The organism is Enterobacter sp. 198 (assembly GCF_009025585.1).
GTDB classification, from domain to species: domain Bacteria; phylum Pseudomonadota; class Gammaproteobacteria; order Enterobacterales; family Enterobacteriaceae; genus Enterobacter; species Enterobacter ludwigii.
Genome location: NZ_WCIM01000029.1, coordinates 135,457 through 159,819, shown reverse-complemented (window position 1 = coordinate 159,819; position 24,363 = coordinate 135,457). Strand labels below are relative to the sequence as shown.

Below are 24,363 nucleotides of genomic sequence, written 5' to 3'. Positions count from 1 at the left end.
GTGCTACCCTGTCGCGCACGTTTCTTCAGGCTGGAGTTCCCCCTTATGCATCTTGATATCGCCTGGCAGGAGGTTGATACCGTTCTGCTGGATATGGACGGCACGCTGCTCGATCTCGCCTTTGATAACTATTTCTGGCAAAAGCTGGTTCCGGAAACCTATGGTGAACAGCAGGGGATCTCCGCGGCAGAAGCGCAGGAATTCATTCGTTCGCAATATAGCGCGGTGCAGCATACGCTAAACTGGTACTGTCTTGACTACTGGAGCGAGCGCCTCGGTTTGGATATTTGTGCCATGACCACCGCCCAGGGCCCGCGCGCCGTACTGCGTGAGGATACCGTGCCTTTTCTGGATGCGCTGAAAGCGAGCGGAAAGCGCCGTATCTTGCTGACCAACGCCCATCCTCACAATCTGGCCGTGAAGCTGGAGCATACGGGTCTTGCTTCGCACCTTGATTTATTACTTTCCACCCACACATTTGGTTATCCGAAAGAGGATCAGCGGTTGTGGCATGCGGTGGCGGAAGAGACCGGTTTGCAGCCGGAACGTACGCTGTTTATTGATGACAGCGAGCCTATTCTGGATTCCGCGGCCAGGTTTGGCATTCGCTATTGTCTGGGCGTTACCAATCCTGACTCTGGCCTGGCTGAAAAAAGCTATCTGCGCCATCCGGGGCTGAACGACTATCGCCAGATGATCCCCTCACTGACCGTGAAGGAGAGGCCATGAAAGAAAAACCCTCTGAAGGGGTAAGACTGGATAAATGGCTGTGGGCGGCCCGTTTTTATAAAACGCGCGCCCTTGCCCGCGACATGATCGACGGCGGTAAAGTGCATTACAACGGCCAGCGCAGCAAACCGAGCAAGCTGGTCGAACTGAATGCCACCTTAACGCTGCGTCAGGGCAACGATGAACGTACCGTGGTGATTAAAGCCATTACTGAACAACGACGGCCCGCAACCGAAGCCGTCCTGCTGTATGAAGAGACGGCTGAGAGCATTGAAAAACGCGAGAAGACCGCGCTGGCGCGCAAAATGAATGCGCTGACAATGCCCCACCCGGACCGGCGTCCGGATAAAAAAGAGCGCCGCGATCTGATGAAATTTAAACACGGTGAGACCGAGTAACCCTCACCTGCACGAGAGACTATTATGGCCCAACACGACCAATTACACCGCTATCTGTTTGAACAATTCGCCGTGCGCGGCGAGCTGGTCACCGTATCCGAAACCTGGAAACAGATTCTGGAAAACCACAACTACCCGCTGCCGGTGAAAACCCTGTTGGGCGAACTGCTGGTTGCCACCAGCCTGCTGACTGCCACCCTGAAATTTGCCGGGGATATCACCGTGCAGTTGCAGGGTGATGGCCCTATGACCCTGGCGGTCATCAACGGTAATAACCAGCAGCAGATGCGCGGCGTGGCGCGCGTACAGGGCGATGTTCCTGAAAACGCGGACCTGAAAACGCTGGTGGGTAATGGCTATCTGGTCATCACCATCTCCCCGGAGGAAGGTGAGCGCTATCAGGGCGTGGTTGGCCTCGAAGGCGATACGCTGGCGGCCTGCCTGGAAGATTACTTCATGCGTTCTGAACAGCTGCCGACGCGTCTGTTCATCCGCACCGGTGAAGTAGACGGTCAGCCTGCTGCTGGCGGTATGCTGCTGCAGGTTCTGCCTGCGCAGGACGCGCAGACCAACGACTTCGAGCACCTCGCGACTCTGACGGAAACCGTCAAAGCAGAAGAGCTGTTCACCCTGTCGGCGACCGATGTCCTGTGGCGTCTTTATCACGAAGAAGAAGTGACGGTTTACGACCCACAGTCGGTGGAATTTAAGTGCACCTGTTCACGTGAACGCTGCGCTGGCGCGCTGAAGACGCTGCCGGATGAAGAGATCGACAGCATCATGGCGGAAGACGGCGAAATCGATATGCACTGTGACTACTGCGGTACGCACTACGTGTTCAATTCGATGGATATTGCTGAGATCCGCAACAACGCCTCCCCGGCGGATCCTCAGGTCCACTAAGCAAAGCCTGCCCTCACCTTGCCCTCTCCCTTTTGCGAGAGGGCAAAGTGCAAAAAAGCCCTCTCTGGCTGAATCGTTTTTAACACTGTAACTCTTACGTAATTTTCTTACGTGTATGCGATTACATTCACATTCCTTCCGATAAAATCACCAGCCATTAACCTTTTCGGAACATTTTCCCCAACCAAAAAGCGATTCCTGCGATAATCCGCCTGCCCTGTGACTGGAGTCGCAGCGTTTTCCGTTAGTAAGGGTTTTGTCCAGATGCGTAAATCTATGAGCCCCGTCGCGGTTAACAACCTCACAAAAACCCTACAATTTCAGACAGTACATATTGGCTAAGGAGCAGTGATATGCGTGTTACTGGTTTAACCCCGCAAGATCTCAAGGCTTATGGTATTCACGACGTCCAGGAAATCGTCTACAACCCCGATTACGATACGCTGTATCAGGAAGAGCTCAATCCAGCACTGGAAGGATACGAGCGAGGTGTGTTGACTAACCTTGGTGCTATCGCCGTCGATACCGGTATCTTTACCGGTCGTTCGCCGAAAGATAAATACATCGTCCGAGACGAGACCACCCGCGACATACTGTGGTGGGCTGATAAAGGCAAAGGGAAGAACGATAACAAACCGCTCTCTCCGGAAACCTGGCAGCATCTGAAAGGGCTCGTTACCCATCAACTTTCCGGCAAGCGTCTGTTCATCGTTGATGCTTTCTGCGGCGCTAACGCCGATACCCGCCTTTCCGTGCGGTTTATCACTGAAGTGGCCTGGCAGGCGCATTTCGTGAAAAACATGTTTATTCGTCCTGACGACAAAGAGCTGCAGGATTTCACCCCTGACTTCATCGTGATGAACGGGGCGAAATGCACGAACCCACAGTGGAAAGAGCAGGGTCTTAACTCCGAAAACTTCATCGCCTTTAACCTGACCGAGCGTATTCAGCTGATCGGCGGTACCTGGTACGGCGGCGAAATGAAGAAAGGGATGTTCTCGGTGATGAACTACCTGCTGCCGCTGCGCGGTATCGCTTCCATGCACTGTTCGGCAAACGTCGGTGAAAAAGGGGATGTGGCGGTGTTCTTCGGCCTGTCCGGCACCGGTAAAACCACCCTTTCTACCGATCCGAAACGTCGTCTGATTGGCGATGACGAGCACGGCTGGGATGATGACGGCGTGTTTAACTTCGAAGGGGGCTGCTACGCGAAGACCATTCGCCTGTCTGAAGAAGCGGAGCCAGATATCTTCCATGCCATCCGCCGCGATGCGCTGCTGGAAAACGTCACCGTACGTGCCGATGGAACGATCGACTTCGACGATGCCTCGAAAACCGAAAACACCCGCGTGTCTTACCCTATCTACCACATCGACAACATCGTGAAGCCGGTGTCAAAAGCGGGCCACGCGACGAAGGTGATTTTCCTGACGGCAGATGCGTTCGGCGTGTTGCCTCCGGTGTCCCGCCTGACCGCCAGCCAGACGCAGTACCACTTCCTGTCTGGTTTTACCGCCAAACTGGCCGGTACCGAGCGCGGCGTGACGGAGCCAACGCCAACCTTCTCCGCCTGCTTCGGCGCAGCGTTCCTGTCGCTGCACCCGACGCAGTACGCGGAAGTGCTGGTCAAACGCATGCAGGCGTCCGGTGCACAGGCGTACCTGGTGAATACCGGCTGGAACGGCACCGGCAAACGTATCTCCATCAAAGATACCCGCGCCATTATCGACGCCATTCTGGATGGTTCACTCGATAACGCCGAAACCTTCACGCTGCCGATGTTTGATCTGGCAATCCCGACGGCGCTGCCGGGCGTAGAGACCCGTATTCTCGACCCACGCAATACCTACGGTTCACCGGAGCAGTGGCGTGAGAAAGCAGAATCGCTGGCGAAACTGTTTATTGAGAACTTCGAGAAGTATACCGATACCCCGGCAGGTGAAGCGCTGGTGAGTGCGGGTCCGAAGCTGTAACAGCTGACACGACCTGCAAAAAAAAGGGTGGCTTTTGCCACCCTTTTTTAACTCTCTCTCACCTGCCCGCGCGTCACCGGCACCGGTAACCATGCGCGAATGCTTAAACCGCCCCGCTCACTGGTCCCAATCTCCAGCAAGCCGTTATGGTTATCCACAATACGCTGCACAATCGCCAGGCCTAAGCCGGTTCCGCTGGTACTGCGCGCGCTATCACCCCGCACAAACGGCTGGAACAGATGCTTACGCTGCTCTGGCTTAATGCCCGGACCGTCATCTTCGACCTGGAACCAGGCGCGGTTGAGCTCAGACCCGCTGCTGACTTTAATCCAGCCATTGCCATAACGGGCCGCGTTAACCACCATATTGGCCACCGCACGTTTAATGGAAAGCGGGTGCATCCGCACCTGAATTTCACCGGCCTGCAGATCGGTATCGATTTCCCGCTCGTAGCCGCTTTCCGCCGCGACCACTTCACCGAGTACCGCATTCAGATCGGCCATCTCCATCGGCATCTCCTGCCCGGTACGCAGGTAGTCAATGAACTGCTCGATAATGGCGTTACACTCTTCGATGTCCTTGTTAATGGACTCCGCAAGATAACCATCCTCTTCGCCCATCATCTCCGTCGCCAGACGGATACGCGTGAGCGGCGTGCGCAGGTCATGACTCACGCCCGCCATCAGCAGCGTACGGTCGTCTGCCAGCTGCTTCACGCCGGCCGCCATATGGTTAAAGGCCCGCGTCACGGAACGCACTTCTGAGGCGCCGTACTCACGCAGTGGCGGGGGAATAATCCCTTTACCGACCTGCAGCGCAGCGTGCTCCAGGTCGACCAACGGTCGGTTCTGTATACGAATAAACAGCCACGCGCCGCCTATCGCCAGCAGCATAATGGCAAGGGTGTAACGGAACAGCGGTGAGAAGTCACCCTGATGAATTTCGGTCAGCGGGACGCGCACCCAGATATTGGGTGACAGCCAGGTTTTCAGCCAGACGACCGGTGAGCTTTTGTTGACCTCAACGCGCACTTCCGTCGGGCCACCTAACTGCTGCGCCATCTGCTGGCTGAGGAACTCATAATGCTGCGCCCAGCGCAGGCCAGCGTCTTCTGCCGCTTCGTTGGAGTAAAGCGAAATACCCAGCTCACGGTAGATTTCACGGCGAAACGCCGGGGGAACAACTAACTGCGTGCCGTCCTCCAGTTGCAGTTTATCGGTCATCAGCATACGCACTTCGTATGCCAGAACCTTATTGAACTGCTGGAGGCTCGGCAGGATCGCAAAGTTCAGCACCACCAGATAGGTTGTCACCAGGCTGACGAACAGCAGGGTGACAATCAGTAACAGCGTACGGGCAAATGAGCTTCGCGGAGAGAAGCGCATTCGCCTCATGCTTTAGCGCCGTCCGGGACAAACACGTAGCCCAGACCCCATACGGTCTGAATATAACGAGGATGCGCCGGATCTTCTTCCACCATGCGGCGCAGACGGGAGATCTGCACGTCAATGGAACGTTCCATTGCGGAGTATTCACGGCCGCGCGCCAGGTTCATCAGCTTGTCACGTGAAAGCGGCTCACGCGGGTGGCTGACCAGCGCTTTCAGCACCGCGAACTCACCGCTGGTGAGCGGCATAGGTTCATCTTCACGGAACATCTCACGGGTACCGAGATTCAGCTTGAACTTACCAAACGCAATCACCGCTTCTTCCTGCGACGGTGCGCCAGGCAGTTCGTTCGCCTGACGGCGCAGCACGGCGCGAATACGGGCCAGCAGTTCTCGCGGGTTGAACGGTTTTGGAATGTAGTCGTCAGCGCCGATTTCCAGACCAACGATGCGGTCAACCTCTTCCCCTTTCGCCGTCACCATGATGATCGGCATAGGGTTGCTCTGGCTACGCAGACGGCGGCAAATGGAAAGCCCGTCTTCACCAGGCAGCATCAGGTCGAGTACCATAAGATGGAAAGATTCGCGGGTCAGCAGACGATCCATCTGCTCAGCGTTGGCCACGCTACGAACCTGGAAGCCCTGCTCGGTCAGATAACGCTCAAGCAGCGCACGCAGGCGCATGTCGTCATCCACGACCAGAATTTTGTAGTTCTCTTGCATTGTGTGTACTCCCAAAGGTTCGGATAGTCTAATAACAGCGTATTCTAAAAAAGTGCACGTGTTCGACCAGCTAATTCTGGTATAAATTCTAGTCGAAATTGTTACAAAGCATATTTAACAGCAGCTTATCTGCACATTTCATCACATAAATCATTATTAACGTTGTCTGTTAGACTACGTGATACGTAATGTGCGCAAAGAATGCAATGATGTCGAGTCTTAAGGTCACCCCATGAAAACGCCCCTGATCACCCGCGAAGGGTATGAGAAACTCAAAAAAGAGATGGATTACCTGTGGCGCGAAGAGCGTCCTGAAGTGACCAAGAAAGTGACCTGGGCCGCAAGCCTGGGCGATCGTAGTGAAAATGCTGACTACCAGTACAACAAAAAACGGTTACGTGAAATCGACCGCCGGGTCCGCTATCTGACCAAATGCCTTGAGAACCTCAAAATAGTGGATTACTCCCCACAGCAGGAAGGCAAAGTGTTTTTCGGCGCGTGGGTCGAGATTGAGAACGACGATGGCGACACCCTGCGTTTTCGTATCGTCGGCTATGACGAAATTTTTGGTCGTAAGGATTACATCTCTATCGACTCACCAATGGCCCGTGCGCTGCTGAAAAAGGAAGTGGGCGATTTGGCCGTCGTGCAGACCCCTGGCGGCGAAGCCAGCTGGTACGTCAACGAAATTACGTACGTTAAATAGTCCGAGAGCGCCCTCCGCGGCTGGCATTTTGCCGTGTCAGCCCGTATAACTATCCCCTGATTTTTTCGACTCAACAGATGATAAAGCCATGATGAAAGATTCGCTCTGCCGCATTATTGCGGGTGAACTTCAGGCCAGAGCCGAACAGGTAGAAGCTGCCGTTCGCCTGCTTGATGAAGGGAATACCGTGCCGTTTATTGCACGTTATCGTAAGGAAGTCACCGGCGGTCTGGATGACACGCAGCTGCGTAACCTGGAGACCCGTCTCGGTTACCTGCGCGAACTGGAAGACCGTCGTCAGGCGATCCTCAAATCCATCGGCGAACAGGGAAAACTGACCAGCGAGCTGGAAACCGCAATCAACGGCACCCTGAGCAAAACCGAACTCGAAGACCTTTATCTGCCGTATAAACCGAAGCGCCGCACCCGTGGACAGATTGCCATTGAGGCAGGCCTGGAGCCGCTGGCCGAACTGCTGTGGAACGAACCGTCCCACGATCCGGAAACCGAAGCCGCGAAGTTTATCGATGCCGATAAAGGGGTCGCAGACACCAAAGCCGCACTCGACGGCGCGCGCTACATTCTGATGGAGCGCTTCTCCGAAGATGCCGCCCTGCTCGCGAAAGTGCGTGACTATCTGTGGAAAAACGCCCACATCGTCTCTACCGTGGTCAGCGGGAAAGAGGAAGAAGGCGCCAAGTTCCGCGATTATTTCGATCATCACGAACCCATCTCTACCACCCCTTCACACCGCGCGCTGGCGATGTTCCGCGGCCGCAACGAAGGCGTGCTCCAGCTCTCCCTGAATGCCGACCCACAGTTTGACGAGCCACCAAAAGAGAGCCACTGCGAGCAGATCATTATCGACCACCTCGGTCTTCGCCTGAACAACGCGCCGGCAGACAGCTGGCGCAAAGGCGTGGTGAGCTGGACGTGGCGCATCAAGGTGCTGATGCACCTCGAAACCGAACTGATGGGCACCGTGCGTGAACGCGCCGAAGACGAAGCAATCAACGTCTTCGCCCGTAACCTGCACGACCTGCTGATGGCCGCACCTGCCGGCCTGCGCGCCACCATGGGGCTCGATCCGGGTCTGCGTACCGGCGTAAAAGTGGCCGTGGTTGACGGTACCGGCAAGCTGGTGGCTACCGACACCATTTATCCGCATACCGGCCAGGCGGCGAAGGCTGCCGTCGTGGTTGCGGCGCTGTGCGAGAAATACAACGTGGAGCTGGTAGCCATCGGCAACGGTACGGCCTCCCGTGAAACCGAGCGTTTCTACCTCGACGTGCAGAAACAGTTCCCGAAAGTCACCGCACAGAAAGTGATTGTCAGCGAGGCGGGCGCTTCCGTCTATTCAGCGTCTGAACTGGCCGCCCTGGAGTTCCCGGACCTGGACGTTTCCCTGCGCGGTGCAGTTTCTATCGCCCGTCGTCTGCAGGATCCGCTGGCGGAGCTGGTTAAGATCGACCCGAAATCCATCGGCGTCGGCCAGTATCAGCATGACGTGAGCCAGACTCAGCTGGCCCGTAAGCTGGATGCGGTCGTGGAAGACTGCGTAAACGCCGTCGGCGTTGACCTGAACACGGCCTCTGTTCCCCTGCTGACCCGCGTGGCGGGCTTAACCCGCATGATGGCGCAAAACATCGTTGCCTGGCGTGATGAGAACGGCCAATTCCAGAACCGCCAGCAGTTGCTGAAGGTGAACCGTCTGGGGCCAAAAGCGTTTGAGCAGTGCGCGGGCTTCCTGCGCATCAACCACGGCGATAACCCGCTGGATGCCTCAACCGTTCACCCGGAAGCGTACCCGGTAGTGGAACGCATTCTGGCCGCAACCCAGCAGGCGCTGAAAGACCTGATGGGCGACAGCAGCGCGCTGCGTAACCTGAAGGCGGTCGATTTTACCGACGAGCAGTTCGGGGTGCCGACGGTCACGGACATCATCAAAGAGCTGGAAAAACCGGGCCGCGATCCGCGTCCTGAGTTTAAAACCGCGACCTTCGCCGACGGCGTTGAAACCATGAATGACCTGCTTCCAGGCATGGTACTCGAAGGGGCGGTCACTAACGTCACCAACTTTGGCGCGTTTGTCGATATCGGCGTGCACCAGGACGGTCTGGTCCACATCTCTTCCCTTGCCGATAAATTCGTTGAAGATCCGCATACCGTGGTCAAAGCGGGCGACATTGTGAAGGTGAAGGTGATGGAAGTGGATCTGCAGCGTAAGCGTATCGCCCTGACGATGCGTCTGGACGAGCAGCCAGGTGAAACCAACGCGCGCCGCGGCAGTAACGGCGGCGGTCGCGAGCACCAGCGCCCGGCGGCAAAAGCGGCGAAGCCACGCGGACGTGACGCCCAGCCTGCAGGCAACAGCGCCATGATGGATGCGCTGGCGGCAGCAATGGGTAAGAAACGCTAACCGCATAAAAAAGGCCCGGTGATGCGTCACTCACCGGGCCGTTATCCCGCCGAAATTAATTGTAAAATATGAAACCGGTTGTATATCTATATTTCAACCACCAGTGATCACACTATTAACAAATAAGCCTTTCCTCTCCCTGCCGCAGAATCAGTAAATATTGAGCAAGGTCAAACAGGCCGTAAATTAATACCGCAAACAACATTCCGTCACAGTTTTATTATTGCTGATAAAAACTATTCTCATTATCATCCCATAGTAGATATTTTAACCTCTCGTGGAATCAGGCATTATGCAATTCACTCCAGACAGTGCATGGAAAATTACCGGTTTTACCCACGAAATTAGCCCGGCCTACCGACAAAAGCTGCTGTCGCTGGGCATGCTGCCCGGCTCGTCATTTCAGGTCGTGCGCGTCGCCCCGTTAGGTGATCCGGTGCATATCGAAACCCGACGCGTAAATCTGGTATTGCGTAAAAAAGATCTCGCATTAATAGAAGTCGAAGCCTTATCCCGATAACAAGCCAGCGGTTTCAGTGAGTCCAGAAAAATGAAAAAATTAACTATTGGCTTAATTGGCAATCCTAATTCCGGCAAGACAACGCTATTTAACCAGCTCACGGGTGCGCGCCAGCGCGTCGGTAACTGGGCTGGCGTAACGGTTGAACGTAAAGAAGGCCTGTTCTCAACAACAGATCACCAGGTCACGCTGGTTGACCTACCCGGCACGTACTCCTTAACCACGATCTCCTCGCAAACTTCGCTCGATGAGCAGATTGCCTGCCACTATATTCTTAGCGGCGACGCGGATCTGCTCATCAACGTGGTTGATGCCTCAAACCTTGAGCGTAACCTCTACCTGACGCTGCAGCTGCTGGAGCTGGGCATTCCCTGCATCGTGGCGCTCAACATGCTCGACATTGCAGAGAAACAGAAACTGCGTATCGACGTCGATGCCCTCTCCGCACGGCTGGGGTGCCCGGTCGTTCCGCTGGTGTCGACGCGCGCCCGCGGTATTGATGCCCTGAAACTGGCTATCGATCGCCACGCGGGAAATCGTAACGTTGAGCTGGTGCACTACGCCCAGCCACTTCTGCGCGAAGCGGATCTGCTGGCACAAGAGATGGACCAAAGCATGCCCGCGAAACAGCGCCTGTGGCTCGGCCTGCAAATGCTGGAAGGGGATATCTACAGCCGCGCCTATGCTGGTCATGCGGCAGATAAACTGGACGTGGTCCTCGCCCGTCTGAGCGACGAGCTGGATGATCCGGCCCTGCATATCGCTGATGCTCGCTATCAGGCCATCGCCGCGATTTGCGACGTGGTCAGTAACGCCCTGACGGCGGAACCGAGCCGCTTCACCGCGGCCGTGGATAAGGTTGTGCTTAACCGCTTCCTCGGTTTGCCGGTCTTCTTGCTGGTGATGTACCTGATGTTCTTGCTCGCCATTAACATTGGTGGCGCACTCCAGCCGATTTTCGATGCCGGTTCCGTTGCTATCTTTGTTCATGGCATTCAGTGGGTGGGTTACACCCTGCATTTCCCGGAATGGCTGACCATCTTCCTTGCCCAGGGGATTGGCGGTGGTATCAACACCGTACTGCCTCTGGTGCCGCAAATCGGCATGATGTATCTGTTCCTCTCCTTCCTTGAGGATTCCGGTTACATGGCACGCGCCGCCTTCGTCATGGATCGCCTGATGCAGGCGCTCGGTCTGCCAGGCAAATCCTTCGTGCCGCTGATCGTGGGCTTCGGCTGTAACGTGCCCTCGGTTATGGGTGCCCGTACGCTGGATGCACCGCGTGAACGTCTGATGACCATTATGATGGCACCGTTTATGTCCTGCGGTGCACGACTGGCTATCTTCGCGGTCTTTGCCGCGGCCTTCTTTGGGCAGCAGGGGGCGCTGGCGGTCTTCTCGCTGTACGTGCTGGGTATCGTCATGGCCATTCTCACGGGGCTGATGCTGAAACACACCATCATGCGCGGCGAAGCGTCGCCGTTCGTTATGGAACTGCCGGTCTACCACGTCCCCCATCTTAAAAGCCTGGTGATCCAGACCTGGCAGCGCCTGAAAGGCTTCGTCCTGCGTGCCGGTAAAGTGATTGTTATCGTGAGTATTTTCCTGAGCGCGCTGAACAGCTTCACCCTGAGCGGACAGGCTGCGGATAACATCAACGACTCCGCCCTCGCCTCCGTCAGCCGCGTCATAACCCCGGTCTTCAAACCGATCGGCGTCCATGACGATAACTGGCAGGCGACCGTCGGTCTGTTCACCGGTGCGATGGCGAAAGAGGTGGTCGTCGGGACCCTGAATACGCTCTACACCGCGGAGAACATCCAGGAGCAAGCGTTCAATCCGGCAGAGTTTCATCTCGGTAACGAACTGCTGGGCGCCGTCGAAGAGACATGGCAGAGCCTGAAAGACACCTTCAGCCTGAGCGTGCTGGCGAACCCTATCGAGGCCAGTAAAGGTGACGGCGAAATGGCAACGGGTGCCATGGGCGTGATGAGCGAGAAATTTGGCAGCGCCTCTGCGGCCTACAGCTACCTCATCTTTGTTCTGCTCTATATTCCGTGCATCTCCGTCATGGGCGCGATTGCCCGCGAGTCCAGCCGTGGCTGGATGGGCTTCTCCATTCTGTGGGGGCTCAACATCGCGTACTCGCTGGCGACGCTCTTTTATCAGACCGTTAACTTTAGCCAGCACCCGCGTTATAGCCTGGTGTGCATCCTGGCGGTTGTGCTGTTTAACGTGCTCGTTCTCGGCCTGCTACGCCGGGCACGCAGCCGGGTTGATATCAACCTGCTGGCAAACCGCAAAACGGCTGCCACCTGTTGCAACAGCCCGGCGGGCGACTGTCACTAAGGGGTAAGCCATGGCATCGTTGATTCAGGTACGTGATCTGCTGGCGTTACAAGGGCGAATGGAGGCGAAACAGCTGAGCCTCACCCTGCATACGCCACAGCCGATGATCGATGCCATGCTGGAAAGACTGGAAGCCATGGGAAAAGCGGTGCGTATTCAGGAAGAAGCGGAGGGCTGCCTGTCCGGCAGTTGTAAAAGCTGCCCGGAAGGAAAAGCCTGCCTCAGAGAGTGGTGGGCACTGCGCGCATAAAGCCGGGCATCGCTGCCCGGCATTATCGTATTACTTATAGACGTCCGCCGTTGCGCGCACGTTTTTGGTCTGTTTTTCGGCACTGGTGACGACGTAGTACTTCCCACCCAGCTCATCCGCTTTCTTAGACAGCTCTCTTTTGGCGTCCATCGGCGCGGTCGTGTCAGACGTAGAAATCTCACCAACTTTGGTCAGATTCATCCCGGCAACTTTATCTTTTTCCAGCTCTTGTGCCGCAAAGGCGCCAAATGAAAGTGACCCAATAACCAGAGAAGTGACGATACCTGTAACAAGTTTCATAGCCTGACTCTCCATAGGATTGTTGTTTTGATTATCGTAGGCAGAACAACCGCAACGACATCTGGAGTATGGTTGCGGTGTGAAACTTTTTCCAGGCTGGATAGAAAATAATCAGTCTAAACGTTGACTTAACGCAATCAGCGCTGAACAAAACTCCGCCGGATGAGAGATAAACGGCGCATGCGCGGCTTTGTTTATCACCAGAGACTCACTTTGTGGCCAGAGTGAATCCAGTACTGGAACCACTTTGCGCGGCACCAGCCCGTCGAGGTAGCCGTAGATACGCAGGTGCGGCATCGCCAGCGCGGCCAGCGGCTCACGCAAATCGACGGTTTTGAGGATCTCAAGCCCCCCGTTAAGCACCTCAACGTCCGGCATCGGCAGGGAAAGCACGGTCTGCTTCAGCGCTCTGGCATCCTGACGCGCGGTGTCGGTTCCCATTGTCTGCAGGGCCAGGAAACGCTCAACGGTCCGCTGGAAGTCTTCGCTCAGCTGTTTCTGGAACCCGGCCAGCACATCCGGTTTTATGCCCGGCCAGTCGTCCTTTGCACTGAAGCACGGTGACGAGGCTACCGTGACCAGCGCACGCACGCGCTCGGGATGGGTCAACGCAATCTGGCTCGCCACCAGCCCGCCCAGGCTCCAGCCCAGCCAGATGGCGTGTTGCGGCGCAGCGTCCAGCACCTGCTGCGCCATCTCCTCGACCGACATTGCCCCAAAGCCGCGGCTGCGGCCAAAGCCCGGTAAATCCACCAGATGCAGGGTAAATTGCGAGGCGAGTTCCCCGGTTATGCAATTCCATACTTCGGCATTCAGGCCCCATCCGTGCAGCAGCACAAGATGGCAATTTCCCGTCCCTACGGTCTGCCACCACAGCGTCTTCATCAGTTACTGTTCTCTTTTTTCACATGGAGGTTGCACATGTTAACAGTGCCTGGCTTGTGCTGGCTATGCCGGATGCCGCTTGCCCTCAGCGCATGGGGCGTCTGCTCCGTTTGCACCCGCTCGCTGAAAAGGCAGGCGATGACGTGTCCGCAGTGTGGGCTAAATGCCACCGGCCGGGACGTTCCCTGCGGCCGCTGCCTGAAAAAAGCGCCGCCGTGGTGTGCCCTGGTGGCTGTGGATGATTATGTTGCGCCGTTAAGCGGCCTTATACATGCGCTGAAGTTTGCCGGCCAGAGTGTGCTGGCGCGCCCCCTCGCCCGCCTGTTACTGCTGGCCGTTTTACAGGCGCGACGCACCCGCGGCCTGCCGAACATCGACATGGTGGTTAACGTGCCTTTATACCGTCGCCGACACTGGCGACGCGGCTACAACCAAAGTGACTTGCTTTGCCGCCCGCTCGCGCGATGGCTCGGTTGCCGGTACGACGCCCTTGCGCTCAAACGCGTCCATAATACGGCTATCCAGCATCAGCTCACGGCCCGGCTTCGCAAAAGGAACCTCAAAAATGCCTTTCGTCTTGAATTCCCGGTCAAAGGCCTCCATATCGCGATTGTGGATGATGTCGTCACCACAGGCAGTACCGTTGCTGAACTTTCCCGACTGCTTTTGCAAAGCGGCGCCGCGTCGGTTCAGGTATGGTGTCTGTGCCGTACCTTGTAGCCCTTCTTCAATGGGCGTATGATTATACCCAGGTAATTTAGTCAACTATTAGGCCAAAGCTATGATCCGTATTTCCGATTCTGCACAAGCGCACTTTGCCAAACTGCTGGCAAATCAGGAAGAAGGGACGCAGATCCGCGTGTTTGTGATCAATCCAGGCACTCCGAATGCAGAATGTGGTGTCTCTTATTGTCCTCCGGACGCAGTGGAAGCGACTGACACTGCCCTTAAATTTGAACAGCTCACGGCTTACGTTGATGAGCTGAGCGCACCGTATCTTGAAGATGCGGAGATCGACTTCGTCACCGATCAGCTGGGTTCTCAGCTGACCCTGAAAGCGCCAAACGCCAAAATGCGTAAAGTGTCTGACGATGCCCCCCTGATGGAGCGCGTCGAGTACCTGCTGCAGTCTCAGATCAACCCACAGCTGGCGGGCCACGGCGGTCGTGTTTCCCTGATGGAAATCACTGAAGACGGCCTGGCGATCCTGCAGTTCGGCGGCGGCTGTAACGGTTGTTCAATGGTTGATGTCACGCTGAAAGAAGGGATCGAGAAGCAGCTGCTGAACGAATTCCCGGAACTGAAAGGTGTGCGCGATCTGACCGAACACCAGCGCGGCGAGCACTCTTACTACTAAGCGTCCGCCTGCTTTTGCCCGGTGGCGCTATGCTTACCGGGCCTGTTTTCCCCTCCCTGCCTTGCCTCCCCATATGTTGACCTGCGTCTCATAATTCAAATTTAGCCCCCCAGGGTGATTCTCAACCACGACATGTTACCCGTATCATTCTCGTGGGCACTAAGCACCTTCATAACAGCCGACTAAACTTAATAGTTTCCAAGGCAACAGTATTAGTGCCGTTAACACTCTGTTCCCAGTTGGGACAATCGGAATTTGTCGTTGAAACAATGACGTTACCCATAACAATTCAAAGGCCAGGTAAATCATGCCATTAGTCATCGTTGCTATCGGTGTTGTGTTATTACTGCTCTTGATGATCCGTTTCAAAATGAACGGGTTTATCGCTCTGGTTCTGGTGGCACTTGCAGTCGGTCTGATGCAAGGGATGCCGCTGGTGAAAGTCATCAGCTCCATTAAAGCCGGTGTCGGCGGCACGCTTGGTAGCCTGGCACTGATCATGGGCTTTGGCGCTATGCTCGGCAAAATGCTGGCAGACTGTGGGGGCGCCCAGCGTATTGCCACCACGCTGATTGCCAAATTTGGTAAGAAGAATATCCAGTGGGCGGTCGTGTTAACCGGGTTTACCGTCGGTTTCGCACTGTTCTATGAAGTGGGCTTCGTGCTGATGCTGCCACTGGTGTTCACCATCGCAGCGGCAGCGAACATTCCACTACTGTATGTCGGTGTACCGATGGCCGCCGCGCTGTCCGTTACGCACGGTTTCCTGCCACCACACCCGGGTCCAACCGCGATCGCCACCATCTTCCATGCCGATATGGGTAAAACCCTGCTGTTCGGTACGATTCTGGCAATCCCGACGGTGATCCTGGCCGGCCCGGTTTATGCCCGCTTCCTGAAAGGGATTGATAAGCCTATCCCGGAAGGTCTGTACAGCGCGAAAACCTTCACGGAAGAAGAGATGCCTGGTTTTGGCGTCAGCGTCTGGACCTCTCTGGTACCGGTCATCCTGATGGCGATGCGTGCCGTGGCGGAAATGATCTTGCCAAAAGGCCACCCGTTCCTGTCCGTTGCCGAATTCCTGGGCGACCCGGTGATGGCGACGCTGATTGCGGTGCTGATTGCGATGTTCACCTTCGGCCTGAACCGTGGTCGTTCAATGGATCAGATTAACGACACCCTGACCTCTTCCATCAAAATCATTGCCATGATGCTGCTGATTATCGGTGGTGGCGGTGCGTTCAAGCAGGTGCTGGTCGACAGCGGCGTGGATAAATACATCGCGGCCATGATGCATGAAACCAATGTGTCACCGCTGCTGATGGCGTGGTCTATCGCTGCGGTGCTGCGTATCGCGCTCGGCTCTGCAACCGTTGCAGCAATCACCGCCGGTGGTATCGTTGCACCGCTGATTGCGACGACGGGCGTGAGCCCTGAGCTGATGGTTATCGCGGTAGGTTCCGGTAGCGTGATTTTCTCTCACGTGAACGATCCGGGCTTCTGGCTGTTCAAGGAATATTTCAACCTGACTATCGGTGAAACCATCAAGTCCTGGTCTGCACTGGAAACCATTATTTCGGTGTGTGGTCTGGTCGGGGTTCTGCTGTTGAACATGGTTATCTGATATCAAAAAGCCGGGTAGCTTGCGCTTACCCGGCTTTCTTCACTCTGTGAGACTACCGCGTTTTACCCACCGCTTTTCTGCGCTTATCCAAATCCTTAATCAGTCTGTTCACCCCGTCATCGGCAAACATCTTCTCAAGCGTGATGGACAATTTGCGACGCCAGTTCTTGTACTGATAGCTGGTGCCCGGAATGTTTACCGGCTCCGCCATATCAATCCAGTCTTCCGGCTGCAGACCCAGCAGGGCACTGTTGCTGTCGGCAATATAGCGCTGCAATCCGCGGTTGAGCGTAGGCGTCATCGACATCAGTGATGCCTTATGCCCGGCGCGTTTCGGCAGGCAGCCATGCTTGTGTAACGCATCAAGCAACCCTTGCTTCGCCAGCTCGCGATCCTGATACAGCCCGCGTAAGACCTCTTCATCCGGATACAGACCCAGCGTTTTACCGAGCGTCAGATCGCCGCTTTCCCAATAGCCACGAAGCGTAGGAAGGTCATGCGTCGTCGCGACTGCCATTGACTGTTCAGGGTACGCTTTCGGCGCGCGGAAGGTTTTCTCATGGTCGTTTTCAAAATAGAGCACTTTATAGGAGTAAACACCGCTGTCGCGGAGCTTACTGACAATCTCAACCGGCACGGTACCGAGATCTTCGCCGATCACCATGCACTGATGACGTTTACTCTCCAGCGCCAGGATCGAGAGCAGATCGTCAACCGGATACTGTACATACGCGCCGTGGTCAGCCGTTTCACCATAAGGGATCCACCACAGACGCAGGACGGACATCACGTGGTCAATTCGCAGCGCGCCGCAATTTTGCATGTTGGCGCGCAGCAGGTCGATAAACGGCTCGTAAGCCCGCGCAGCCATGACGTGCGGATCCATCGGCGGCAAGCCCCAGTTCTGGCCGAGCGGGCCAAGAATATCCGGCGGTGCGCCCACGGAGGCCTTCAGGCAATAAAGCTCGCGGTCACACCAGGTTTCCGCCCCGCCTTCCGCCACGCCAACGGCCAGATCGCGGTACAGGCCGATCGGCATTTTATAGCCCTGGCTCACCTGCCAGCAGGCGGCAAACTGGCTGTAAGCCAGCCACTGCAGCCAGAGGAAGAAATCCACCTCGTCAGCATATTTTTTGCAGAACGCCTGCACTTCGGGCGTATCGACAGATTGATACGCTTCCGGCCATACCGGCCAGCCCCAGCGCATTTCGTCCTCTTTAACCTGATAAGCATGCAATGCATCGAACGCCGCCTGCCAGTAAAGGCTCTCGCCTTCCTGAGCTACAAACTGGCGGAAAGCCGACATCTGCTCGTCATCACGCTGCGAAAAACCTTTCCACGCCAGACGTAACGCGGCCATTTTCAGTGCGGTGACGGTGGCATAGTCTACCCAGTCCGTCTCGCGCGCCTGCTTCAGCGCCTGCTGAGTGGTCGTGAGGTTCCACCACGCCTGCGCCTCTTTGCTGCTTTTGAAATCGTCTAAGGCATTCACGTCAATGTAAATCACGTTCAGCCAGCGACGGGATGACGGGCTGTACGGACTGGCACTTTCCGGGTTCGCCGGATAGAGCGCATGAATGGGGTTGAGGCCGATAAACGCACCGCCGCGCGCGCCCACATCCGCCAGCATCTTTTTCAGGTCGCCAAAATCGCCGATACCCCAGTTGCTGTCAGAGCGCAGCGTGTAGAGCTGCACGCAGGCCCCCCACAGCTTTTTACCCTCGAGCAACGCCTGCGGCTCATAGCAGCGTTTTGGCGCAACAATCACCCGACAATGAAAACGCTGGTCGTCCTGCGTGAGGGTTAACGTGTGATAGCCCTCCGGCAGTTTTGCCGGAAGGTTAAGTGCTTTGCCACCGGTGGCGTGGCCTTTGTGCTGTTGCCCCTCTTCGGTCGTGAGCAGCCAGCTAAATTCGCCGCGCCCGTTTACCGTAAGCGGCATCTTCTTACCGGCGGTAAACACCTTCACGTTCAGCACCGGAGCAACCGACGCTTTCGCGTCGGTCTTGTGCATGGCATCCAGCAAACGTCTTTTGGTGTCGGCGCCAATAGACTGTGGTTTGCCGTGAGCATTAATGTAACTGAGGCTGATCCCCGCCGCCTGCGCGGCACTGTCCAGACGTTTACTCTCCATCGCGCTTCCTTAGCGTTTTGCCTGCCAGATACGAGCCTGATAATCACGGATTGAGCGGTCAGAACTGAACATCCCGCAGCGGGCGGTGTTCAGAATGCACGCCCGGGTCCACGCTTCCTGGTCGCGATACAGCACGTCGACCTGTTTTTGCGCGTCCACATAGGCCGTAAAGTCCGCCATGACCAGATACGGGTCACCGCCGTGTTTGTCCATGCTGTGCAGCATCTGGTCAAAGGCATGTTTATCGCCATCGCTGTACTTCCCGCTTTCCAGCTCTTTCAGAACCGCATCAAGAACTTTGTCTTTCTTACGCCATTTCACCGGGTCGTAACCTTTGGCCTTGAGGGCTTTCACTTCTTCGACGGTATGGCCGAAGATAAAGATGTTCTCTTCCCCCACCTTTTCGGCGATCTCGACGTTCGCGCCGTCGAGCGTACCGACGGTCAGCGCACCGTTCAGCGCCAGCTTCATGTTGCCGGTACCGGAAGCTTCTTTCCCTGCCGTGGAGATCTGCTCGGAGATATCCGCCGCCGGGATCAGCATCTCAGCTGCAGAGACGCAGTAGTCCGGCAGGAACACCACCTTCAGCTTGTCACCCACTTTCGGATCGTTATTGATGGCCGCGGCCACTTTATTAATGGCGAGGATAATGTTTTTCGCCAGGTAGTAGCCCGGTGCGGCTTTCGCCCCAAACAGGAACACGCGCGGTACGCGGTCAGCCTGCGGGTTCTCGCGGATCTCTTTATACAGCGCCAGAATGTGCAGCAGGTTCAGATGCTGGCGTTTGTACTCATGCAGACGTTTGATCTGAATATCGAAAATGGCGTTCGGGTTGATCTCAATGCCGGTACGCGCTTTGACAAAATGCGCCAGACGCACTTTGTTTTCGAGCTTAATGGCGCGGTACTGCTCGCGGAATGCCGCGTCGTCGGCATACTTTTCCAGATTGATAAGCTGGTCCAGATCGTTGGCCCACTCTTTCTTCAGGGTTTTGTCCAGCAGGCCGGCCAGCAGCGGGTTGCACTGCTTAATCCAGCGACGCGGCGTGATGCCATTGGTCACGTTATGGAATTTGGTCGGCCACAGCTGGTGGTATTCCGGGAACAGGTCTTTCACCACCAGATCCGAGTGCAGCGCCGCCACACCGTTCACCGCAAAACCGCTCACCACGCACATGTTCGCCATGCGCACCTGTTTGTCATGTACCACAGCCAGCTTCGCCCACACCGCTTTGTCGCCCGGCCAGGTTTTATCCACTTGCTTTTTAAACGCGTCGTTAATCTTGTTGATGATCTGCATATGACGCGGCAGCAGGGCTTTCACCAGCTTCTCATCCCAGCACTCCAGCGCTTCAGGCATCAGGGTGTGGTTGGTGTAGGCAAACGTACGGCTGGTGATCGCCCACGCGTCATCCCAGCTCAGCTGGTGCTCGTCAATCAGCACGCGCAGCAGTTCAGGAATCGCAATCGTCGGGTGCGTATCGTTAAGCTGGATCACTTCGAAGTCCGGCAGCTGCGCCAGCTTGCGGCCCGCCAGGTGATGACGACGCAGAATATCCGCAATGGAACAGGCACACTGGAAGTACTGCTGCATCAGACGCAGTTTCTTGCCCGCCAGATGGTTGTCGTTCGGGTAAAGGACTTTGGTCAGTTTCTCAGCGTCGATCCCCTGCTGCTCGGCACGCAGGAAATCGCCGTCGTTGAATTTGGTCAGGTTGAAGGGATGAGCGTGCTTTGCCTGCCACAGACGCAGCGGTTGCGCCACGCCGTTACGGTAGCCCAGCACCGGCAGATCCCAGGCTTCGCCGGTCAGGGTAAACGCAGGCTCCCACAGCCCCTGCTTCGTGACTTTACCACCAATGCCTACCTGCACATCAAGCTGTGCATTGTGGCGGAACCAGGGGTAAGTATTGCGGTGCCAGTCATCCGGCGCTTCCATCTGATGACCATCAGCAAACGACTGACGGAACAGGCCGTACTGGTAGTTCAGACCGTAGCCAATGGCCGATTGACCGACGGTGGCCATCGAGTCAAGGAAACAGGCCGCCAGACGTCCCAGACCACCGTTACCCAGCGCCGGGTCAATCTCTTCTTCCAGCAGGTCGGTCAGGTTAATGTCATGCTCTTTCAGCACATCACCCACCTCCTGATACCAGCCGAGGTTCAACAGGTTGTTACCTGTCAGACGGCCAATCAGGAACTCCATTGAGATGTAGTTAACGTGGCGCTGGTCTTTCGCCGGTTTTGCCAACGGTTGAGCATCCAGCTGCTCCGCGAGCGCACCGCTCACTGCCTGCCACCACTGGTGAGGCGTCATCTCGTTTGCAGCGTGAAGGCCAAAACGCTGCCACTGACGCGTCAGGGCAGCCTGGAATTGAGCTTTGTTAAAGGTAGGCTGTGACATAGGGAATTGGCATCCTGTAGAGAGAAAACACATGTTGGCGCTAGTGTGCCAGGCTCATTTCGCCTCTTCCTCATCCCGCAGGGGATTAGGCAGGGAGGAGTAGCGGGGATGAGCATAAAAGTGTGATCAAGGCCACTCTGAGAGCATAGTGTGAGTGTGCCAGGAAGAAAAAAAGATAACCGGGGAGAATGTCAAAAAAATGAAATACAGTTTCGGATGAAATTAATCCGCGCCGAAATGATTACTTACGCAGAATAATATTTCTGCAATGGGGCCTTACCTAAGGGGATTATTAATCTCACTCAACTTTACCCGAACTTTATTAAATTTGACGTCACTATACCTTTCTGAAACCAGTTTCAGCGTAACCGTGTGACACTGGGGCAAGCCAGCGCTGACGCGGTGTTAAAGCCATTCTGGAAAAGTTCCGGTACTCGCCTGAATGTTTTGTGACAGAGTGCAAATTCAGAGCCACAAAACCCAGACATAACTTGCAATAGTTCTCTTTCTGGCCGACCTTATAGCTATTAATTACGAAGCGCAAAAAAAATAAATTCTCTCGTTCCCCACAGTGAAGTGAAAACTATGTTGATTCCGTCTAAATTAAGTCGCCCGGTTCGTCTTGACCATACAGTGGTCCGCGAGCGTCTGCTGGCTAAACTTTCCGGCGCGCATAATTTCCGACTGGCGCTGGTTACGAGCCCTGCAGGTTATGGAAAAACAACGCTCATTTCGCAATGGGCCGCAGGTAAGAGCGACCTTGGCTGGTACTCCCTTGATGAGGGCGATAACCAGCAAGAGCGTTTTGCCAGCTATCTGATTGCTGCCATTCAGCAGGCAACCAACGGACACTGCGTCGCCAGTGAGGTCATGGTGCAAAAGCGCCAGTACGCCAGCCTGTCTTCCCTTTTCTCGCAGCTGTTTATCGAACTGGCCGAATGGCATCGCCCGCTGTACGTGGTGATTGATGATTATCATCTCATCACTAACCCGGTTATCCATGAATCGATGCGTTTCTTCCTGCGTCATCAGCCGGAAAACCTGACCCTGGTCGTGCTGTCGCGTAACCTGCCGCAACTGGGCATCGCCAACCTGCGCGTGCGCGATCAGCTGCTGGAAGTCGGCAGCCAGCAGCTGGCCTTTACCCATCAGGAAGCCAAACAGTTTTTTGACTGTCGACTGAACTCGCCAATTGAGGCCTCCGAAAGCAGCCGCCTGTGTGATGATGTCGCCGGCTGGGCGACGGCGCTGCAGCTGATTGCTCTCTCTGCCCGGCAAAATAACAGCCCGACGCACCAGTCTGCGCGTCGCCTGGCGGGGATTAACGCGAGCCATCTTTCTGATTATCTCGTCGACGAAGTGCTGAACAGCGTTGATCCGTCGACCCGAAATTTCCTGCTCAAAAGTTCTCTGCTGCGTTCCATGAACGACGCGCTGATCGTGCGCGTGACCGGCTGTGAAAACGGTCAACTGCAGCTGGAAGAGATTGAACGCCAGGGCCTGTTCCTGACCCGAATGGACGATCCCGGCGAGTGGTTCAGCTATCACCCACTGTTTGGCAGCTTCCTGCGCCAGCGCTGTCAGTGGGAGCTTGCAACGGAACTGCCGGAAATCCATCGCGCCGCCGCCGAAAGCTGGATGGCACAAGGTTTCCCGAGCGAGGCGATTCACCACGCGCTTGCCGCCGGTGATGCCGGCATGCTGCGCGATATCCTCCTTAACCACGCATGGGGCTTGTTTAACCACAGCGAGCTGACGTTGCTTGAAGAGTCACTGAAAGCCCTGCCGTGGGAGAGCCTGCTGGAAAATCCGCGCCTGGTGCTGCTGCAGGCCTGGCTGATGCAGAGCCAGCATCGCTACAGTGAAGTAAATACCCTGCTGGCACGTGCCGAGCAGGAGATGGAAAGCGATATGGATGCCACCCTGCACGGCGAATTCAACGCCCTGCGAGCGCAGGTGGCGATTAACGAGGGTGACCCGGAAGAGGCTGAGCGCCTGGCGATGGTTGCGCTGGATGAACTGCCGCTGGCCAATTTCTACAGCCGTATTGTGGCCACCTCGGTACACGGTGAAGTTCTGCACTGCAAAGGCGAGCTGACGCGGTCCCTTTCGCTCATGCAACAAACTGAACAGATGGCCCGCCGCCACGATGTCTGGCATTACGCGCTGTGGAGCCTGATCCAGCAAAGTGAAATTTTGTTTGCGCAGGGGTTCCTGCAGGCCGCCTGGGAAAATCAGGAAAAGGCCTTCCAGCTGATTCGTGAGCAGCATCTGGAACAGCTGCCGATGCACGAGTTCCTGCTGCGCATTCGTGCACAGCTCCTTTGGGCATGGTCGCGTCTGGATGAAGCGGAAAGCTGCGCCCGTCAGGGTGTGGACGTTCTCTCCAGCTTCCAGCCACAGCAGCAATTGCAGTGTCTGGCGCTGTTGGTTCAGTGCTCGCTGGCGCGTGGCGATCTCGATAACGCCCGCAACCACCTTAACCGTCTGGAAAACCTGCTCGGTAACGGTCAGTACCACAGCGACTGGGTGTCCAACGCCGATAAGGTGCGGGTGATTTACTGGCAGATGACCGGCGACAAAAAATCCGCCGCCAACTGGTTACGTCAGACCCCTAAACCGGAATTTGCCAACAACCACTTCCTGCAGAGCCAGTGGCGCAACATTGCCCGCGTCCAGATCCTGCTCGGTGAATTAGAACCTGCCGAAATCGTGCTGGAAGAGCTTAATGAAAACGCCCGCAGCCTGCGGCTAATGAGCGATCTCAACCGCAACCTGCTTCTGCTGAACCAGCTTTACTGGCAGGCGGGCCGCAAAAACGATGCCCAGCGCGTCCTGCTGGAAGCGCTGCAGCTGGCGAACCGCACCGGGTTTATCAGCCACTTTGTCATTGAAGGTGAAGTGATGGCCCAGCAGCTGCGACAATTGATTCAACTCAATACGCTGCCAGAGCTGGATCAGCATCGTGCCCAGCGTATTCTGCGCGAGATTAACCAACACCATCGCCATAAGTTTGCGCACTTTGATGAGAACTTCGTTGAACGTCTGCTGAACCATCCGGAAGTACCGGAACTGATCCGCACCAGCCCGCTCACTCAGCGCGAATGGCAGGTGCTGGGGCTGATCTACTCAGGCTACAGCAACGAGCAGATCGCCGGTGAACTGGCGGTGGCGGCGACCACCATCAAAACCCATATCCGCAATCTCTATCAGAAGCTGGGCGTCGCCCATCGTCAGGATGCGGTGCAGCATGCACAGCAGCTGCTGAAGATGATGGGGTACGGCGTGTAATTCTGGTGCGCG

General features: G+C 56.1%; 19 protein-coding genes. 13 read left to right on the top strand and 6 right to left on the bottom strand.

The window, feature by feature from the left end:
• Positions 1-45 precede the first annotated feature (45 nt).
• The 4 genes from yrfG (at position 46) to pckA (ending at position 4,003) form a co-directional block, all read left to right on the top strand.
• Positions 46-729 carry a GMP/IMP nucleotidase gene (yrfG, locus tag F8561_RS17970; protein ID WP_121340462.1) on the top strand — a complete coding sequence of 228 codons (684 nt, stop codon included), beginning with the start codon at positions 46-48 and terminating at the stop codon, positions 727-729.
• A complete protein-coding gene (hslR, locus tag F8561_RS17965) occupies positions 726-1,127 on the top strand; it encodes a ribosome-associated heat shock protein Hsp15 (RefSeq protein ID WP_020884572.1) in 402 nt (133 codons plus the stop codon). The genes yrfG and hslR overlap by 4 nt, the downstream gene beginning before the upstream one ends.
• Positions 1,128-1,151: 24 nt before the next feature.
• Positions 1,152-2,030 (top strand): Hsp33 family molecular chaperone HslO, encoded by an 879-nt coding sequence (gene hslO / locus F8561_RS17960; RefSeq protein WP_014171960.1) that lies wholly within the window; start codon positions 1,152-1,154, stop codon positions 2,028-2,030.
• 353 nt (positions 2,031-2,383) lie between these two features.
• The gene (gene pckA, locus F8561_RS17955) at positions 2,384-4,003 is read left to right on the top strand and encodes a phosphoenolpyruvate carboxykinase (ATP) (RefSeq protein ID WP_151887743.1); all 1,620 of its coding nucleotides are present in this window, start codon (positions 2,384-2,386) and stop codon (positions 4,001-4,003) included.
• A 47-nt stretch (positions 4,004-4,050) separates the two neighbouring features.
• Here pckA and envZ read toward each other — a convergent pair whose 3' ends face one another.
• Both envZ and ompR read right to left on the bottom strand, forming a co-directional pair.
• Entirely contained in the window at positions 4,051-5,397 is a 1,347-nt protein-coding gene (gene envZ, locus F8561_RS17950) for a two-component system sensor histidine kinase EnvZ (RefSeq protein ID WP_014171962.1), read from the bottom strand.
• Entirely contained in the window at positions 5,394-6,113 is a 720-nt protein-coding gene (gene ompR, locus F8561_RS17945; protein WP_006177890.1) for a two-component system response regulator OmpR, read from the bottom strand. Before ompR ends, envZ begins: the two co-directional genes overlap by 4 nt.
• Before the next feature lie 232 nt (positions 6,114-6,345).
• Here ompR and greB point away from each other — a divergent pair, with 232 nt between their 5' ends.
• The 5 genes from greB to feoC all read left to right on the top strand — a co-directional run bounded on the left by greB (position 6,346) and on the right by feoC (position 12,357).
• Positions 6,346-6,819, top strand: a complete 474-nt coding sequence (greB, locus tag F8561_RS17940; RefSeq protein WP_014171964.1) for a transcription elongation factor GreB — start codon at positions 6,346-6,348, stop codon at positions 6,817-6,819.
• 88 nt (positions 6,820-6,907) lie between these two features.
• Positions 6,908-9,238 carry a Tex family protein gene (locus tag F8561_RS17935; protein WP_151887742.1) on the top strand — a complete coding sequence of 777 codons (2,331 nt, stop codon included), beginning with the start codon at positions 6,908-6,910 and terminating at the stop codon, positions 9,236-9,238.
• 292 nt (positions 9,239-9,530) lie between these two features.
• Entirely contained in the window at positions 9,531-9,758 is a 228-nt protein-coding gene (feoA, locus tag F8561_RS17930) for a ferrous iron transporter A (protein WP_020884570.1), read from the top strand.
• Between the two features lie 30 nt (positions 9,759-9,788).
• Positions 9,789-12,107 carry a Fe(2+) transporter permease subunit FeoB gene (gene feoB / locus F8561_RS17925; RefSeq protein ID WP_059305705.1) on the top strand — a complete coding sequence of 773 codons (2,319 nt, stop codon included), beginning with the start codon at positions 9,789-9,791 and terminating at the stop codon, positions 12,105-12,107.
• Between the two features lie 10 nt (positions 12,108-12,117).
• Positions 12,118-12,357, top strand: coding sequence for a [Fe-S]-dependent transcriptional repressor FeoC (gene feoC, locus F8561_RS17920; RefSeq protein WP_014171968.1), 240 nt, complete (start codon positions 12,118-12,120; stop codon positions 12,355-12,357).
• Positions 12,358-12,387: 30 nt separating this feature from the next.
• Here the strand turns inward: feoC and F8561_RS17915 are convergent, their stop codons facing one another.
• Both F8561_RS17915 and bioH read right to left on the bottom strand, forming a co-directional pair.
• Complete coding sequence (locus F8561_RS17915; protein ID WP_020884569.1) at positions 12,388-12,657, bottom strand: YdgH/BhsA/McbA-like domain containing protein; 270 nt, start codon at positions 12,655-12,657, stop codon at positions 12,388-12,390.
• A 111-nt stretch (positions 12,658-12,768) separates the two neighbouring features.
• The gene (bioH, locus tag F8561_RS17910) at positions 12,769-13,542 is read right to left on the bottom strand and encodes a pimeloyl-ACP methyl ester esterase BioH (protein WP_040018212.1); all 774 of its coding nucleotides are present in this window, start codon (positions 13,540-13,542) and stop codon (positions 12,769-12,771) included.
• A gap of 36 nt (positions 13,543-13,578) precedes the next feature.
• Between bioH and gntX the strand changes: the two genes are divergently transcribed.
• The 3 genes from gntX (at position 13,579) to gntT (ending at position 16,523) form a co-directional block, all read left to right on the top strand.
• Positions 13,579-14,262, top strand: coding sequence for a DNA utilization protein GntX (gene gntX, locus F8561_RS17905; protein WP_151887741.1), 684 nt, complete (start codon positions 13,579-13,581; stop codon positions 14,260-14,262).
• A 61-nt stretch (positions 14,263-14,323) separates the two neighbouring features.
• Positions 14,324-14,899: a Fe-S biogenesis protein NfuA gene (nfuA, locus tag F8561_RS17900; protein ID WP_003861601.1), complete on the top strand. Its 576-nt coding sequence runs from the start codon at positions 14,324-14,326 to the stop codon at positions 14,897-14,899.
• Between the two features lie 307 nt (positions 14,900-15,206).
• Positions 15,207-16,523, top strand: a complete 1,317-nt coding sequence (gene gntT / locus F8561_RS17895) for a gluconate transporter (RefSeq protein ID WP_014171973.1) — start codon at positions 15,207-15,209, stop codon at positions 16,521-16,523.
• Between the two features lie 52 nt (positions 16,524-16,575).
• Here gntT and malQ read toward each other — a convergent pair whose 3' ends face one another.
• Together malQ and malP are read right to left on the bottom strand one after the other, a co-directional pair.
• Positions 16,576-18,657, bottom strand: coding sequence for a 4-alpha-glucanotransferase (gene malQ, locus F8561_RS17890; protein ID WP_151887740.1), 2,082 nt, complete (start codon positions 18,655-18,657; stop codon positions 16,576-16,578).
• A 9-nt stretch (positions 18,658-18,666) separates the two neighbouring features.
• Positions 18,667-21,060 carry a maltodextrin phosphorylase gene (gene malP, locus F8561_RS17885; protein WP_025202851.1) on the bottom strand — a complete coding sequence of 798 codons (2,394 nt, stop codon included), beginning with the start codon at positions 21,058-21,060 and terminating at the stop codon, positions 18,667-18,669.
• A 585-nt stretch (positions 21,061-21,645) separates the two neighbouring features.
• Here malP and malT point away from each other — a divergent pair.
• Positions 21,646-24,351: an HTH-type transcriptional regulator MalT gene (gene malT / locus F8561_RS17880; RefSeq protein WP_151887739.1), complete on the top strand. Its 2,706-nt coding sequence runs from the start codon at positions 21,646-21,648 to the stop codon at positions 24,349-24,351.
• Positions 24,352-24,363 lie beyond the last annotated feature (12 nt).